At 39.5% G+C, this 16702-nt stretch carries 15 protein-coding genes; 13 read left to right on the plus strand and 2 right to left on the minus strand.

The window, feature by feature from the left end:
* Positions 1–98: 98 nt before the first annotated feature.
* Genes G6554_RS11705 through pqqE form a run of 5 tightly spaced genes read left to right on the plus strand, consistent with a single transcriptional unit; the run spans position 99 to position 3519 of the window.
* Positions 99–353, plus strand: a complete 255-nt coding sequence (locus G6554_RS11705; RefSeq protein WP_207343063.1) for a hypothetical protein — start codon at positions 99–101, stop codon at positions 351–353.
* Entirely contained in the window at positions 341–1267 is a 927-nt protein-coding gene (gene pqqB, locus G6554_RS11710; protein WP_347564299.1) for a pyrroloquinoline quinone biosynthesis protein PqqB, read from the plus strand. The genes G6554_RS11705 and pqqB overlap by 13 nt, the downstream gene beginning before the upstream one ends.
* A gap of 5 nt (positions 1268–1272) precedes the next feature.
* Entirely contained in the window at positions 1273–2013 is a 741-nt protein-coding gene (gene pqqC / locus G6554_RS11715; RefSeq protein ID WP_207343062.1) for a pyrroloquinoline-quinone synthase PqqC, read from the plus strand.
* A gap of 47 nt (positions 2014–2060) precedes the next feature.
* A complete protein-coding gene (gene pqqD / locus G6554_RS11720) occupies positions 2061–2402 on the plus strand; it encodes a pyrroloquinoline quinone biosynthesis peptide chaperone PqqD (RefSeq protein WP_166241973.1) in 342 nt (113 codons plus the stop codon).
* The gene (pqqE, locus tag G6554_RS11725; protein ID WP_166241975.1) at positions 2377–3519 is read left to right on the plus strand and encodes a pyrroloquinoline quinone biosynthesis protein PqqE; all 1143 of its coding nucleotides are present in this window, start codon (positions 2377–2379) and stop codon (positions 3517–3519) included. Before pqqD ends, pqqE begins: the two co-directional genes overlap by 26 nt.
* 68 nt (positions 3520–3587) lie before the next feature.
* On the opposite strand, the gene G6554_RS26350 is transcribed toward pqqE, so the two are convergent.
* Positions 3588–3968 carry a YkvA family protein gene (locus tag G6554_RS26350; RefSeq protein WP_481747920.1) on the minus strand — a complete coding sequence of 127 codons (381 nt, stop codon included), beginning with the start codon at positions 3966–3968 and terminating at the stop codon, positions 3588–3590.
* 320 nt (positions 3969–4288) lie between these two features.
* On the opposite strand from G6554_RS26350, the gene G6554_RS11735 reads away from it, so the two are divergent.
* From G6554_RS11735 to G6554_RS11765, 7 genes are all read left to right on the plus strand, one after another.
* On the plus strand, positions 4289–5554 hold the full coding sequence (locus G6554_RS11735) for an MFS transporter (protein WP_347564300.1): 1266 nt from the start codon (positions 4289–4291) through the stop codon (positions 5552–5554).
* Between the two features lie 159 nt (positions 5555–5713).
* Positions 5714–6787, plus strand: coding sequence for a Wadjet anti-phage system protein JetD domain-containing protein (locus tag G6554_RS26205; RefSeq protein WP_166241981.1), 1074 nt, complete (start codon positions 5714–5716; stop codon positions 6785–6787).
* Positions 6778–8289, plus strand: coding sequence for a hypothetical protein (locus G6554_RS11745; RefSeq protein ID WP_242637876.1), 1512 nt, complete (start codon positions 6778–6780; stop codon positions 8287–8289). Before G6554_RS26205 ends, G6554_RS11745 begins: the two co-directional genes overlap by 10 nt.
* Positions 8289–9035: a DUF6063 family protein gene (locus G6554_RS11750; protein WP_166241985.1), complete on the plus strand. Its 747-nt coding sequence runs from the start codon at positions 8289–8291 to the stop codon at positions 9033–9035. The genes G6554_RS11745 and G6554_RS11750 overlap by 1 nt, the downstream gene beginning before the upstream one ends.
* A complete protein-coding gene (locus G6554_RS11755; protein ID WP_166241988.1) occupies positions 9013–13482 on the plus strand; it encodes a coiled-coil domain-containing protein in 4470 nt (1489 codons plus the stop codon). Before G6554_RS11750 ends, G6554_RS11755 begins: the two co-directional genes overlap by 23 nt.
* A 164-nt stretch (positions 13483–13646) precedes the next feature.
* Complete coding sequence (locus G6554_RS11760) at positions 13647–14138, plus strand: DUF6803 family protein (protein WP_166241990.1); 492 nt, start codon at positions 13647–13649, stop codon at positions 14136–14138.
* Between the two features lie 270 nt (positions 14139–14408).
* Positions 14409–14966 carry a hypothetical protein gene (locus tag G6554_RS11765; protein ID WP_166241993.1) on the plus strand — a complete coding sequence of 186 codons (558 nt, stop codon included), beginning with the start codon at positions 14409–14411 and terminating at the stop codon, positions 14964–14966.
* Positions 14967–15171: 205 nt separating this feature from the next.
* Here G6554_RS11765 and G6554_RS11770 read toward each other — a convergent pair whose 3' ends face one another.
* A complete protein-coding gene (locus tag G6554_RS11770) occupies positions 15172–15876 on the minus strand; it encodes a hypothetical protein (RefSeq protein ID WP_166241995.1) in 705 nt (234 codons plus the stop codon).
* 252 nt (positions 15877–16128) lie between these two features.
* Here G6554_RS11770 and G6554_RS11775 point away from each other — a divergent pair, with 252 nt between their 5' ends.
* The gene (locus G6554_RS11775) at positions 16129–16701 is read left to right on the plus strand and encodes a YybS family protein (RefSeq protein WP_166241997.1); all 573 of its coding nucleotides are present in this window, start codon (positions 16129–16131) and stop codon (positions 16699–16701) included.
* The last annotated feature ends 1 nt before the right edge of the window (position 16702 follow it).

Genomic DNA, 16702 nt, shown 5'->3' on the forward strand with positions numbered 1-16702 from the left:
CTGAGGTGACAATGTATGCCTATGTTGGCTAGCAGCACAGCCCTCTTGCCTCTTACGTATGCTTTTAATAGTTTAATAAATCAACGGAGGTAGGGGAAATGAAAATAAATCGTTACCAAAAATCAATAATTGGCGTGATTATTGGGTGTGCAATGGCAGGAGGATGGCTGGTCGTCGATCTCCTGCTCCCAGAACCATTGGGTGACTATCTCCTGTATCCCCTCATGGCTGTGGTGAATATGGCGATTGGGTGGCAAGTTGGAAGGGCATTAGGTAAACGTAGGTATATTGGCAAAGAAGGTGTTCAAGTCTCTAGTGAAAGGACTGAAGCTAAATTCGAATTAAAGTCTTAGGAGCAGCGGCAGGTGGCGGCTTCCCGCAGTGGAACTGTGCATGTCCAAATTGCCATAGTGTCCGCGAGGGAAGCGATTCGCACCAGCCGTTATTACAATCATCGCTTGCTGTAAGTGCGAATGAAAAGGATTGGTATCTCCTAAATGCGGGACCGGATGTTCACAGGCAGATTGAATCGTTTCCTGCCCTCCATCCGGGTCCGGGTATAAGAGAGACTCCGCTGGCTGGTGTTATTTTAACCGATGCCGAGTTCGACCATACGATTGGGTTATTGTCATTACGGGAGGGTTCTTGTTTAACCATCTATGGAACCGAAACTGTACGAAAGAGTTTGCAGTCGTGTTTTCCAGTGTTCCCCCTACTGGAAAACTATTGTTCATGGGAATGGCGGTCTCTTCACCCTGATCATCGCAAGCGGATAGGACCTATGGGTGTAGGAATAGAAGAAACCATCGTCGTCGAGACTGTCCCCGTTTCTAAAAAACCACCGCTTTATACCCGGTCAAATATGGAGGAGAATGACACCGGAGATTGTTGGGAGGTCGGGCTAGTTCTTCATAATGAGAGTACCGGCAGATGCCTTGCATACTTTCCTACTTTAGAAAGGATCACCCCGGCTATAGAAGCTTGCTTTCAGAAGGCGGATATCTTGATGGTTGACGGAACCTTTTGGTCAGAAACCGAATTGGTTGAGATGGGTGCAACCAAGCGCGATGCAAGAAATATGGGACATTTACCGATTAGCGGACCATCGGGCATTGCTGAAAAGCTAGCCAAATACTCAGCCAAGCGGAAAATTCTGATTCACATTAACAACAGCAACCCTATTCTTAAGAAGGACTCAATGGAAAGGCATACATTGGAACGGCTTGGTTTTGAGATTGCCTATGACGGTATGGAAGTGGAGGTGTGAACATTTTGGATCAAGGTGATTTCCTTAGCCTAGAAAAGGTGTTAAATGAAACAAAGGAAGAATTATGGACGAGGGATGAATTCACAGAGCAATTAAAAGCGGTTGGAAGTTCCTCCTATCATGACAAACATCCATTTCATGTAACGATGCATGAAGGAAAATTAAGCAGAGAACAGATCCGCGGTTGGGTGGCTAACCGGTACTATTATCAAAAATCAGTTCCGATTAAAGATGCAGCTATTCTTTCTAGGCTGCCGTCAAGGGATATGCGCCGGGAATGGATTGGGCGAATCATTGACCATGACGGAACGCAAGGGGAAGAAGGTGGAATTGAAGCATGGCTTCGGCTTGGTGAAGCTGTGGGGTTATCCCGGGAAGATGTAACACAGGAAGTCAGAGTCGTTCCCGGTGTTCGATTTGCCGTTGATGCTTATGTAACCTTCGCGCGGACAAAACCATGGATTGAAGCCGTCGCTTCTTCCCTAACCGAATTGTTTTCTCCTGATTTAATGTCAAAGAGAATAAAAATCCTCGAGCGGCTTTATCCGTGGATTGACCGTGCAGGTCTGGAATATTTTCAAAATCGCCTTTCACAGGCGCCGCGTGATGCCGATACAGCCCTTAAACTTGTGACTACCTATTGCCAAACTCCGAAAGATCAAAGGCGGGCTGTTGCTGCCCTGCGTTTCAAGTGTGATGTGTTGTGGGCACAGCTTGATGCCATCGAAAACGCATATCCGCTGTAAGAGTGAACGAAGGTTTTATCACTCATCTGAAAAATAAATGAAAGGTGGTGGAGTCAATTTTAGCTGACAGTATTCCAAGACTCGCAGCAAAGGCGCGATTAAAATTTGATAAGGTAAGGGAAAAGAATCTTCTTTTGTTACCGGAAAAGGTCGTGGTCTTGAACGAAACGGCTGCATCTATACTTACTTTATGTGACGGGAAACAGACCGTGAACACCATCACCGAAAAAATAAGGGCTTCCCTACTGGCAGACACAGAAACCGCAGATACAAGTGCACTAATTGATTTGAAAGCGATGAAGGCAGATATTTCTGAGTTTCTCCGGGAAATGGAGGATCAGGGTTGGGTGGTGATCCATAAACATGGTTCAGTCGATAACAAAGAATAATAAGGTGGCGCCCCCTCCATATTCCTTGGTCGCGGAGTTAACTCATCGCTGTCCATTGCATTGTCCATATTGTTCGAACCCTTTAGAAATGATTTCAAAGGCAATGGAGATATCGACCGAAGAGTGGTGCCGTGTTTTGTCTGAGGCGGCTGATCTGGGAGTTGTAGAAGTTCATTTTTCCGGTGGAGAACCACTTTTGCGAGACGATTTGGAAGTTTTTATCCGCCATGCAAATAAATTAGAGATGTATACCAATCTCATAACCAGCGGCATTGGATTAACAACTGAAAAGGCTGCCCGGCTCTATGATGCCGGACTGGAAAATGTGCAGGTGAGTTTTCAGGCAGGCGATGCAAAGCTTTCGGACATCATCGGCGGTTTTAAGGCTTTTGACAAGAAAAGGGAAGCGTGCATTGCGGTAAAAAACGCCGGATTGTATTTATCCTTAAATGTCGTGTTGCACCGAATGAATATTGATCATTTGGATGAGATTATTAAACTCGCCGAGGAGGTGGGTGCAGAACGTCTGGAACTGGCGAATACACAGTATTATAACTGGGCTTTGCTCAATCGGGAGCAGCTGTTGCCAAGCCGTGTGCAGATTGAACGTGCCCGTGAAATCTACGAAGCGGCAAAAGCGCGCATTGGGAAAAAAATCGAAATCATTTGGGTTATTCCTGATTATTATGCTCAGGCACCTAAGCCTTGTATGGGGGGATGGGGGACGATTGGCTTAACGGTCACACCAAATGGAGCAGTCCTTCCTTGCCCGACAGCCGGGATGATTGAGGGTTTTTCCTTTGAAAATGTGCTTGATTCGTCACTAAGTAATATTTGGTATGAATCAGAGTCTTTTAACCTTTTCCGCGGTGAAGAATGGATGCCGGAACCCTGCCTTTCGTGTGAACTAAGACACCAAGACGGTGGTGGGTGCCGTTGTCAGGCTTTTGCTTTAACTGGGGACGCTTATGCGACGGACCCAGTCTGCCAATGGGCGCCAAAACATGATCTGATTGAAAAAGCTGTACAAGACGCTAATTGCACCCCCATTAAACAATCATCACCTATCATCTATCGGAGATTTCAGCTATACAGACCCGCATCGAAAAAAACATAAAACTCTAATAAAATATCTGATTGCGAATTTGGTGCTAAAGGACTGCATACATAACCTTTGCACCTTTTTTATATGACCCATTTGAAAAGAACCGTGGTCGCGAGACTGATCCAAACGAGGAGAATAACAATCGCTGCTGCCCAATTCTTCCGCAGCATATTAGGCGTTCGGGAGGCCATCTCCCTGCATTCTTGCAATACTTGATTCGGTATCAGAGTGAATACTCCTAATATCCCCAAGGGAAGAAGAATAACTTCATCCAAATAGCCTAATACGGGAATGAAATCTGGAATAAGGTCTATGGGGCTTAAGGCATAGGCAACAATTAATACTGAAAATGCTTTAGCATACCATGGTGTTTTCGGATGACGATATGCAAGATACACGATATAGATATTTTGTTTAAGATCCTGTATGAATTTCTTCCATTTGTTTGGATGCTTAACCATGTCGTTTCCTTCCCTCTCTAATAAACTATCCTCGTTTTTCATCGGTCAGTACAGATCATTTCTCATTATTTTGCTTCAAACATCACCATTTTAAACAACTTATGCTGTATCAGCTATTTGTGTTTTTGTTTTCTAAAGTCATGATGCACAGATTGAGTGGTTTCTTTTATAGGAAAACCTTAATGGCTGTGAATAAATGATAGGATGATTTGGAACTCTTTTAGGTAGAGTTACAATAACCCATGGCTTACCGCTATCTCCCCCATATTTATTAAAAATGAAGTAAGAAAAATAGAAAAGAAGTGATAAAGTTGAAGTTTGTGTTTGGTAAGAACGATGATGAAGGAGCCGGACAAATTCATCCGGCGGCTAAAAAACTTATGATGGTCAATGCTATTCGAAGTATTGGACAAGGCATGCTAGTTGTTGATTTGTCTCTATACCTCGCTGCACTGAGTTGGAGCACAGCGGCAATTGGAAGTGTGCTTGCGGCCGGAGGTTTGCTTGGTGTTGGACTAGCCCCAGTCATTGGTATTTATAGTGATCGACTGGGGAGGAAACCCTTTATCCTTTTTTCTGAACTATTAACAGCCGGATGTGCGTTGATTGGGATATTGTCTACAAATCCTATTTTGTTATTTATTGCCATCACCCTTTCAGGTTTTGGGAAAGCGGACGCCGGATCTCCCAGTCCGTGTGCCCCGGCAGAGCAGGCTTGGCTTGCGGCCTTTGTCCCAAAAATAGAGCGTGGAAAGGTATATAGTCTGAATAATGCTCTTAGCTTTTTCGGAATGGCCGCGGGTGCAGTGCTGGCGGGGATCACGGCCTTATGGAATCATAACTTCTCAGGTGATTCTTCCTATCGCCCTATCTTCTTCTTTATCTTCGTTTTATCCTTTGTGACCGCATCAATCATTTTAACCATTCAGGAAGGGAAAATTGAGAAACAACCAGGATATATAAAAGCGGAGTCAGGAAATCAGGAAAAGAGAATCCTGCGCGAAGAAAATTCTGCGGTCTTAAAGCTGGCAGCCATTAACATCCTTAACGGGATTGCTATTGGACTTACGGGCCCGATGATGTCTTATTGGTTTGCGGCTAAATTCGGGGTAAGCAGTATACAGATTGGAGGCACATTGGCTGTCACTTTTTTTGCGACAGGTGTTACCTCGGTCTTACAAGCAAGATTATCCCACAAACACGGTACAGTAAGGTCCATTGTGCTGGTTCGTGTCATTGCAAGCCTGCTTTTGATTTTGATGCCCGTACTATCATCCTATGCACTTGTTTCTGTCATGTATATCATACGAACGGCTCTAAACAGAGGTACACAAGGGGCACAGCAAGCGTTGAGTGTGAGTTTGACTCGTGACATGCGACGTGGTTTCGCATCAAGCATCAATATCTTTTCAATCAGACTTCCCATCTCGATTGGACCGTATTTTACCGGCTATCTTTTTGGATTAGGTTCACTAGCCCTGCCTTTCTACATAGCTTCTGGTTTACAATTCAGTTTTGCTTATTTATATGGAAAAGTCTTCAGCTCCTACGAAATTCGAATGAAATCCCATGCTTCATCGGGGTGACTTTAGGAGGGGAGGGCACCTATTTATTTTGCAGCCAATCATTATCTCAAGAAAATTTCATTTACCAACCATTACGCAACTAGTTTATAATAAAAGGATGTCGAAATTTGATAGTAGGAGTCGAAATAGACTCCTTTGATACTTAGTAGAGTAAAGTAGGTGAAGACAATCGATGTCATTGAAGCTCGGGTGAGAGGGTTTATTGCCGATATTCAACACCCTAACCAAAAAAAGAAAATAAATAGTAACGATTTAGAAATTCAGTTACGCAGGCTTTTGGATGATTATTTTGAAATGGATGGATATTCCTTATTTTATCGTGCCATTGAAACATTGCAGGCGGAAGGACAACTGAGTCCGATTCAAAATAATCAATATAATGGAAAAACACCAGCGCTGCCCCTTTATTACTGGATAAATATAAAGACAGAGAAAGACAAATGGAATCGTCTTGAGATGATGAAATTAAGGGATCAGTTTGATTTTTCCTTTTATGAACGGCATCCCGAATGGCAAACGGAGGACGAATGGAATCGAGTCCAGCATGTCTATACGTTTCTAAAGACCAGTCATGGACGGGAACTTGTTTCATTCGAAGAAAGAAGCCTGGAGCTATTTGGACATGAAAAATTTTTACTAGACAGTGCTAACTTTCCTGATGGAAAAGGATTTTTAGCCAGAATTGGCGTATCAGAAGAGCAGCTAAAAATAGTGAATTACGGGGAGCCTTTTGTATTTTGGATGAAACAAGGGAAAGAAATAAAAGATATTCAAAGGGTACTGATTGTCGAGAATCTATCATTCTTCCATACTTCCATTAAGTTAGTAGAAGCAAATGAACTCGATTATGAACCAGAACTGATTATTTATGGTGAAGGAACAAAAATTGAACGAAGCTTTTCCTTTTTCTTTCGAATGTTTCCACCGAAACCCTATCTGTTCTATTATACTGGTGATTTAGATGCCGCAGGATACGGGATTCTCATTAGGCTCATAGAAAAATACCCGGAATGCTGTATACAGCCTGCCTTAAAAATTTATCGAAAAATGCTGGACTGCCTAGAGCAAAAGAATGATCAGAAACAAGGTCTAACATCAAATCTTAAATATCGTGATGTATTCTTTCAGTGGTTTACGGAAGATGAGCAAGCACTATTAAGGCAATTATGGCTGGATAATAAGCGAATCCCTCAAGAAGTTTTAACAATAGAAACATGGAGGAGATGGCAGTGAACGAATCATGGGAAGGGTTTGGCAAGCGTCTGCAACGATTAAATCCACTGTTTGAGCTTGGGAGGGGAATGGAAGTAGGTGAACTGAAGCCGCATATCCAAACCATTCTCATGCAAGTGCTCCTTACTATCTTTTATAAAGAGTTAAATGATGATGATAGCAGACGCAAATCAGATATCAAATATATAGTAGAAGACTCGATTAAACAAATGAAGCTTTTAGCAGACGAGAAGCAAATTGAACGGATTACAAGTGGACTCCTGTATCAGGGGAAAGAGGAGTATAGTAAACCGTTTGAATCCTTATATTACGATGAAATAAGACAAACCTGGGAAACTCAGGTCTTTCGGTATGTCACAATGGATGAATTATATACGAATTTAGAGATTGGCGGTTCCATTGTTTATAAACTCACTGATGTTGCTCAGGAAATGATTTTCATGAGCAGGGAAATGGCTGAGGAATTCTCCATTACGATTGAACAACTTTATAGTATGCAACTGATAAAAAACGGTAATTTTCGCAAGGCAACAAGAAACCTCGATCACCTCGTTTCACGTGTAAACCGCTTAATGGCAAATGAATTCACATATCAAAAGGAAATGGTCAACAATCCCAAAATCTTATTGATGGAAGAGGAATGGCAGAGGGCCGATAATCGGGTTGAAATTGAAAAGCAATTCGAAGAAGAAAAAAATCATTTCCGTACGATTACTAGTATGATAGACAAGACGAAACGAAGGAATGAAGAAGATGATTATATACAGAAAGAATTGATTCTTCTCCAAGAAAAAATTGGTCATACAAGGCAATTGCATGATCGATTTGCGAAGCTTGTCATTCAAAATATTTCCTATGAGATGAAATTAAAGGCGGAAAACCCTTCGTTGTTTTGGGAAAACAGTCTGGTATCTTTTCGTGAGCATATTTATGAAAATTGGTTCATGAAGGAAGGTGTTCATCGCTTTATGGACATAGAGAGTGTCCTTTCATCGTTATTTTCACCGAAGAATGAATTTATTTTGCCCCTTGATTGGGTTTGGGGCGAACAAGAATTCGATGAAAAACAAGAAACGGAAGCTGTAATAGAGGATGAGGCTGAAGAAAGCATGACTCGTCAGCATGTGACCAACTGGGATTCAGTAATGAAGGCATGGAGTTATGTATTTCAATTTTTACAAACAAACAAAGAGTTTTCGTTGTCGGATTTAAAGTCTTTGCCATTAGAGGTGCAGGATTTATGGTTTGAAGAATCTGAAACAATAGATTTGTGGATGATGTTCGATAAAAAGCCGCTAAAGGTTCAAGTGCTGCACCGAAAGGTAGAGACATTAAGCGATGAAAGGGAAATTCTTCTTTATAAACTAATGAAGGAATATCCACAATTTGAACTGTTTGAAGGCTTGAAGATTTATACCATGTTTGACCATCGGGCGGAGCCTTTTCTATGGTATCAAATGAAAATGACCCCTTTCAAAATCTGTGTAAAGGAGGAAAATTGATGAATGCAGAAAGTGTCAAAAGAGCATCGGCCGTCTATTTTACATTATTAAAAGATAAAGTTATCGATGATAATAGTGAGCACTTTCAGACTTATTTTGATCCGGAAGTGAGACAGACCGTTCTTTTATTAGCTGATGAATCAGGTACATATATCATTGAATCGCCTAAACGGATCCACCTAGTGGTCCAGCCAACGGGATCCGTGTTTGCTACGAATTTCACCCATTTGAAGGAAAAGCATCGGCAGGTTGAAACGAAAAAACACTTTCATCTGATTAGCGTTGTTATAATGGCCTTTTTAGCAGCTATCGATCAAAATCAGGCTGCAAAAATCCGTACAAAGCGGGAAGGGATTAGCTACTATGCATTAGAACGGCATGTCAACGACCTAGTAATGAAATGGGATAGCATTCTTAAAACGAAACCGACTTTTGGAGAAGAAGAACGAATTGATATGAAGGAAGTGGTGACCACATGGAAATACATGGAAGTTAACACAGAGGATTACGGATTAAAAAAAGGCAATAGACGAACCAGAATTGGTTTAATTGCGGGCGCGATGCGGTTATTAGAGACGGAGGGGCTGATTGTCATTCTTGACCGCGACGATATTCCAAGGGTGATTCCAAAAACGGAGCTGTTTGAGCGTATTGAATACCTATATCATGATTATGACCGTTATGAAGTTTTTAAAAAAATAATGACAACAGAGGAGGATATGCATGCCGAAAATCCATCGAATTAGAATTGTCGGCCTAAAGTACGATGGCATGCAAAAGCAATATAAAGATACCACGTTTAATTTCCATAACGAAAAGACATCAACAAATGGCCTCATTGCGATGATGAATGGAGGCGGGAAGGGTGTATTCCTTCAAACCATTTTCCAAATACTTAAACCAGGAACTTCGTGGGGAAAACAAAACAATCGTTATTATCAGCAATTCTTCTTTAATAATAAAGAGCAATTTATTCCCTATACCTTTCATGTTCTTATTCAGTGGGAATTAGACGGTGCGGATCGCAGGCATTTGATAACCGGAGGGATGTTCTCAGCCGAACAGCGGATTTCCATGAGTGATGATAGTGGGAATGAAGGAAGAACATTGGAACAGGAAGCGAAGATACTCCCAAACATTACCTTTTATACAAGGGAATTTGATCGGAAAGAAGAGGCAGCCCTTGAGCATATTCCACTCTACGAAAATGGTGAGGTTGCCGAAACAGAGGGTTTGAAGGACTATTTAAAATGGAATGGTTTTGATGTTTACCGAGATACGAAGAAGCACTATCGCATTCTTGATACTTACGGAATTAATCGTAAAGACTGGGATATTATGAAGGATATTAATAAGGACGAAGGCGGTGTGGGGAAATACTTTGAGGGTGCAGAGGATGATCATTCCCTGTTCCAAAAACGAATCATACCGACTGTGAGTCAAGTCTTACATCGTACTGAACATCACAAGGACGATCTCGTGGAAATTTTTAAAAGCCAGGCAAGTATTGCGAAGGATCTACCTGTGCTCTTAAAAAGAGAGCAAGCGCATAAAGAGTTTTTAGAAGACATTGTCCCATTTGAGGAGCACTTAACTAAAGGAATTGAACATAAAGAAATGGCTCTTGCAAGTATACTGACAGGAAGACAACTACTTGGTGCTTTAGAGCATTTGAAGCAATCGGAAGAGGAAACGCTGCTTTCAATAGAGAAGGACATGGAGAAATTAACGACAAGGCAAGCAGATTTACGTTACCAAAAAGATAATTTAGAGTATGCAATGGCACATAGAGAGGTCATGAATTGGGATAAAAAATTAGGGGAAGAAAGGGAAAAACATACTTCCCTACTAGCGATCGTTAATGAAAAACAGGAACGAAAAGAACAGCTTGCCTTTGTCGTTTTAGTAAAAGAGTGGAGTGAATACGAACAAAGTATTCGTGCTCTGTCACAACAGATTGCGACATTAGAACAGAATAGCGGCTTAGAGCATGTGAATCAAAGAATAGATGAAATTAAACAAGAAGCTAGAAAGCAATGGGAACAAACCTATTTATCGATACAAGAAGGTATGAAACAGTACCTTGGGTATCAAAAGTTCTTAAATAAAAAAGCAATAGAGCTGTCGCAGCAGGATAAAAAAAAGACAAAAGACATGGCAAAGCTTGGTTCTGAAATTGATTTCCTTTATACGCAAATACATTCCTTTGAGTCTAGGGAAGCAGCACTCATCCAAGGATTTGGCGATCGCTTAACTTATGATTTAAGGGGTTTAATCGAGAATTTTATAAAACAAATTGAAGATAAAAAGGCAATGGTAATAGAACTGCAAGTAAAAGACAAAGAATCAAGTGAAAAGCAAAACCAACTTGCCACTACACATGGTACCCTCGGCAAATCTATTCAGTTTTCAGAAGAAAAATGTGAGGAATTAAAGGCAGCCAATGATGTGCAAAAGCAAAAAGAGGCAAAACTAGTGGACCGGCTTCTTGGTTTAATTGATGATGTCACAGTGCCATTAACTCATTCACTCTTATCGAAGTATAGCTTACAAATAGAAGAAATACTGGCCAATAACCTTCAACAAGCTGAACAGATAAAAAAAGAACTATGGGAAACGCAACTCGACCATTCCTTAAATGATGAGCCTTTCTGGGTCGCTAATAAAGATGTGAAAGAATTAAAGGAATGGATCGATGAAAAGACTGGGATTGATGTGTTTTATGGAACGCAGTTTCTTCAATCATTAAGTACTGAGGAAATGGTGAAATCCCTATTGATCAATCCACTTCTTCCATACGGATTGGTTGTAAATGGACAGCAATGGCAAAAAATTAATCAGCAGGTTCTATCAAGTAGAATGTTTAAAAGTCCTGTTCCGATTTTCTTGCGTGAAGAAATGAACAGAGAAAAACACCAACCCTCCTTTGTGATTATTAATGGAACCGAGAAAGAACTATTAAGTGATAAAAATCAATTTACCAGCTGGAAAATAAGGATTACAAAGCAAATCGAAGAAAAGAAAGGTACTCTGATTGAACTTGAAAAGACGGAAACATCTTTACGTCATATTTTAAAAGAAATCGACAGGTTTTTATCAAGTGAGCTTTCGAGTGAAATCGAAAAGGCTTTTACACAGGAACAAAACGCACTTCTTTCACTGAAAACGAAATTACAGGAAATCAAAACAAAAATAGAAAAAGAGAAGGAAACTGAGCTTGGGCTAAAAGAACAATTGGAAAAGACACATCGAAAGATTGAAAAGATTACAAGAGATGTGGAAATATTAGAGAATTTTGAAGAAGAAAAAACGCTTCATCAAGAAAATAAACGAGTGAAACGAGAGAAGGAGAATCTTAAGGAAGCTTTGGATTCTCAGCAACAAGAAATAGGAATAGTGCACCAAAATACTGTTGAACTGCAAAACCAGTGGAATCAAACATATGTAGAATGGAAGCTTACAACCGAACAAAATATCAAGGAAATCGCCTTCTTTATTGAAGAGGCAGTTTTTCCTACCGATAATAAAGCAGATCAATGTGAAGAGGTCCCGCATCTTTCACTACATATGGTACAAGAGATTAACGGAAGTATTGAAGAGCTTAAACAGCTTCAAAAATCAAAAGAAGAACAGGCGAGAGAACTACTGGTTATTCAAGTGAAAAAAGAAACCGAACAAAAGCAGCAGAAGAAATTAGAGAAAAAACTCTCTGCTCTTAACGTGGATTGGAAAGATACTCCGGAACCATCTGAACCAATCAGTATCTTAGAAAATATGCTGCAAGCTGCACAGAAGGAAGTAAAGACAGCGGAAAAAGATGAACGGGAACAAGGAACTGCTGTAACAGTAGCAGAAACGTCCCTAAAGCATGCGGCCGAACAGCGTGACAAGTCAGGAAAAAAGATGGCAAAGCATGAAAAGCGGCCTGAAGAATGGGAGGGCCTTGACTTAGAAGTGAAGGCTGTAGAAATTAAGGATCAAATGAAAATAGCGAATGAGGAGGTAAAGCGGGCGGAGAAACGCCAAAAAGAAACAGAAACGAATATTGCAGGTTTCGAAGGGGATTTATTAACCTTATCGGTAATCCTAAAGGAGGAAGCTGCAGTATTCACGAATGAGGATGTAGAAAAAATTAAGAATCAGGGAAAATCATGTATCCTATCCTGGTGTGAAGAACATCAAGCTATTCTAGAAGAAGGCCAAGAAAAGCATGCGAAAATCGAACAATCATTGCGCAATTTAAAGCTTACGATTGAAGGCAAAGACTGGGAGATTCGTTTTAAAAATGAAGTAGTAACAACGCTGGACCATATGGATACAAGGCATTATTCACATATTCAAACCATCGTTAAAAATATGAAACGTTTTTCGCAAAGCGGATTGGAACAACTAGAACGTGACAAAGAAAGGGCAGAAAAGGCACAAAACTTTTGGGCAAGCCGTGCCAGCATGAAAGTGATGGGCATTTCAGAGGCGATTCGTTCCATGGTTGCGAAAATGAAGCTGAAAAATGAACGAGGCTCTTTTCCGCTAGTCCAGCTAAAAGAAGATATCTTACCAAAAAAGGCTGAAGATATTGAACCACTGCTGAGGCAGCATTTTGTAACTGCCATTAACAAAATTACGAAACAATTTGATATGATTGATAATAATAATCAAGCATTAGACCTAGAAATAAAACAGCACATTAGTGATGAGCAAATTTTGTTTGTATCACTAAGAAATCGATATCCTGAATTGCTTGTCTATAATATGCGAACCGATAATGCCTTTATGTACGGAAAACCGCAAAGAGAGCATTATTCAACATGGCAGACTATTAATCAAGGTTCAAAGACGAAGTCGGATGGAAGTGGGGGGCAAAAGCTCTCAGCACGTATGGTTATGATGATGATGTTATTATCCGTAAAGAGTGAAACAGACCATAGCTGGGTTCCTTTAGTTTGTGATAATCCATTTGGACAAGCTGCTTCAGCACATGTGCTTGACCCTATTTTTGCAGTTGCTGAAAAACTGAAATTCCAATTCATCGTGGTGACCCCGCCCGAACTGGTGAAAACTGAAATAAGCCAAAGATTTGCTGCCTATTATAAATTGGACTTCATACGTGAAAAAGGTAAAGAAATCGTTACAGATACGATTGTTCCAGCTTTTCGGATTTACCAAGGTGAGGAAGTTATTCAGGAAAGATAATTGATAGGAAAAGGCGTGGATGACCGAAAATTCTCACTTTCAATATTTATATTCAAGCAGAATATAAGTCATGTTTTTGTCACAGATTCTTCATCGTATCTTTATATCCTAAACCTATAATCAATCTGCAAACAAAACAGGATGTTTTAGGAGGATATAAGTGAATGAACATGACACATTATATGGGCTTACTAGCAGATAATCAACCATGGAATCTGATTATTTTTATGGCAATACCAGTTATCTGTGCTGAAACAATTGCTGTAACAGAATTAGCCATTTTGTTTACTAGAAATCTCTCTGGTAAATTAAGATTAGTTAACAAAATAACTTCTATTTTTGTTGGGTTTTATTTTACTGGTATTTTTATTTACTTACTAATTAATGCAGTTATTCCGATTACATCAAAAGGAGAATGGCATGGATGGATTGATGTAGTTGCAGTTGGGTTTTACTTGCTTGGAATAATTCCATTGCTGGGAATGGCACTTTTGGATGTAAATATTATTTCTAAAAACAAATCTCAAGAAGAAAAATTAAAAGTTCACGTGGTCTTTGTTGGTATGTTTCTAATCTTTGCACATATTGCTATGATTGCCGGAATGGTTGATCCAACGGTTGTTTCTGACATGCCAACGATGGGTCACAATATGTAAATAAAAGGCACAACTAGCTTTTTTGCTAGTTGTGTCTTTTTTGCGATCTAACCTCTCGATTGTCGCAAAACCCCGACAATTTTTGATTTTAATAATAGGACTTTTTGATTAAAATGCTAGGAAAATGTTGGTTTTTGGATGAAAAGGCAGGATTTTAAATCTTAATAATGAATATATAATACAAAACAATTAAAGAATCAGAATGCAACGGTAAAGAACCATTTTATTCATCCTTCCATCCCAATCTATGTAAGAAAGAAGGTATGCGGTATGAACGAAAATTTTTTTGCAGATTATAAAAAGTTTATAGTTACACCGGTCAATGAAAAAACGAATGGGAACGAAGTATTTGATCCGAAAAGTTATGCCTCGCATTATATCCTAACGCTGACTATTTATAATTCTCGATTGTCGAGCTGGAGGGACGCCAGTAAATATGAAATAGATGTTGAAAAAAGTATCAAAACGGTTCTAAAGGAATTCAATCAAAGGCAGACTGGAAAGTACCACCTTGAATTACTAGAATTGGATAGGTTTAAAAATTATTTTGTATTGGCTCTTTCGTCAAAGACAAAAATAGAAACCAACGAAGAAAATGACCGTATATATTTTGTTGTTGATCGAATCCTAACGAATCCTTTTTATGTTGGACAAAGATGGTTTAATTTAATTGGGGAAAAGGGAAGAGTTGAACGAAAGCTATTTTGCTGTTCCTTTATGAAATATGAAAAAGGTATGCGCGAACATCAAAAAATAGACAATAAAGTTGAAAATATTACTGAATTAATTCCCAAAAATGGCGAGATTAAGCTAATAAAAACGCTCTAAAAAGAGGAAGTGTATGGTGAAAAAGAAATGGTTAAAGTAAAAAGGACTTAACAGGTGAGTTAAGTCCCAATAGGTTAAAACTCCATTCAGAGAATGATTCTTTTAGCTACATTCCTTTCCTTATCATTTTAATGTATTCAATCGAATAGGATGAGCCATTTCATCCCCCAAATTTCGATTATTTAGTATGAAATTGTATAGTCCATTAAGGACAAATCTCATTAACACCCCCCATGTTAAAAATAGAATGGTTCCTATCACCTGGACCGAGAAAGTCTAACGCGGCAGGAGAAAAGACTGTAACTGTTCTTTTACCGCCCTCCAATAGAATTCGGATTGGCTTATTCGCAACAATATCCTCAAAGATTTTGCCTCCCCAGAATATCTTCTTTTTGGCATTCCTTCCAAAGACAGTCCTATTTTTCTTATTTATGGAGGTAACCGTAACATTATCTGTCATTTTCTCTTTCTGTTGTACGGCTTCTTTCTCTGTTTGTAAAACTTCTAATTCGATTGACGCAACTATTCCAATTTCACGTTTATTGACCATCAAAATAAAGTGATATCCTGTTTTCGTTATTTTTTGAACAATTTCTACTTCATCTGTAATAACTGTGACGAAGTCCAGAGGGGCTTTTACTTGGGAGTCTTCCTTTGGCTTGATAACCCGATAAGATGCCTTAGCTCCACTTCCTCCATCTGTAAAATCAAAAGGTTTTATACTCTGTGTCCTGACAAAGTATAATTGATCAACCTTTTTATTCCTGTTTACTTGGACACATAAGGCAACTTCTTCCTTCACCACCTTTTCCTTATCGCTTGAGAGCATAGGGAGATTCATTTTCATTCCTGGAAATTGAACGAAGATGTAACTGAGGTTTTTCTTAGGTTGTAGATCCGAAATTCTCATAAACTCACAACCTTTCCATTTTGGTACAAGGTTAATTTCCTTGTAAGAGTATAATTCAATATTCTTTCTCACATTCCTGTTTATGTATGTGGAGTTTCCATCGTCACTTTCTTATGAATTGTGATAGTTCCTATCATTTGTAGCCTAATTACGAGGAATTCTACTAGCGAAAAATGTAATGGATGTAAGATCTGGAAAAAATCATCATATGCGGGTTGACCTCGGCATTTCCTATTATAGGGGGTGGATGTGTTGAAGAATCGTTTAGAACGCAATCAATCGTACATAAACTGCCAAGAGGTAGAGGCTAATCAATTTACAAATACTAAGAAATTAGTATTAGGGTCAGTTTTAGCTACCATTGCAGCCCTTTTTCAGTCAGTCGGAGTAGTTGTTGGAATTGGTTATACATTTAGTATCTTGGCTACACTTCCGATTGTTCTTTCAGCGATGATTTCGTTAAGAATTGGCATTATGTCCTACATGATAACGATTTTATTATTGACCATTTTGCAGCCTAGTGAGTTATTGGTTTTTTCATTCACCACCGGATTATTGGGAATTTCACTTGGAGCAGCTTTTAAATGGTGGAACCATTGGATAATGGTTTCACTTGTTGGAGGGATTGGATTAACGCTGGGGATTCTGACTTTATTATACGTCCTTCAATTCCCTGTTTTAGGACCTTCTGTATCCCGTACAGTTGATTTCAAAATGGCAGCTCTCATCCTTGTATTTTCATTATTTTACAGTTCATTTTGGACGGGATTGAGTAAAAAGGTGTTTAAAATATTTTTTCGGGAAAAAGGTGTACCCAATCGGTAGG

This window comes from Bacillus sp. MM2020_4, from assembly GCF_011250555.1.
Classification (GTDB): Bacteria; Bacillota; Bacilli; order Bacillales; family Cytobacillaceae; genus Neobacillus.

What these genes read in the sequence shown, in the direction of transcription:
- G6554_RS11705 (WP_207343063.1), top strand. Translation starts at nt 99, where the DNA reads ATGAAAATAAATCGTTACCAAAAATCAATAATTGGCGTGATTATTGGG.
- pqqE (WP_166241975.1), top strand. Translation starts at nt 2,377, where the DNA reads ATGGTTCAGTCGATAACAAAGAATAATAAGGTGGCGCCCCCTCCATAT.
- G6554_RS26350 (WP_481747920.1), bottom strand. Translation starts at nt 3,968, where the DNA reads ATGGTTAAGCATCCAAACAAATGGAAGAAATTCATACAGGATCTTAAA.
- G6554_RS11745 (WP_242637876.1), top strand. Translation starts at nt 6,778, where the DNA reads ATGGCAGTGAACGAATCATGGGAAGGGTTTGGCAAGCGTCTGCAACGA.
- G6554_RS11750 (WP_166241985.1), top strand. Translation starts at nt 8,289, where the DNA reads ATGAATGCAGAAAGTGTCAAAAGAGCATCGGCCGTCTATTTTACATTA.
- G6554_RS11755 (WP_166241988.1), top strand. Translation starts at nt 9,013, where the DNA reads ATGCCGAAAATCCATCGAATTAGAATTGTCGGCCTAAAGTACGATGGC.
- G6554_RS11760 (WP_166241990.1), top strand. Translation starts at nt 13,647, where the DNA reads ATGAACATGACACATTATATGGGCTTACTAGCAGATAATCAACCATGG.
- G6554_RS11765 (WP_166241993.1), top strand. Translation starts at nt 14,409, where the DNA reads ATGAACGAAAATTTTTTTGCAGATTATAAAAAGTTTATAGTTACACCG.
- G6554_RS11770 (WP_166241995.1), bottom strand. Translation starts at nt 15,876, where the DNA reads ATGAGAATTTCGGATCTACAACCTAAGAAAAACCTCAGTTACATCTTC.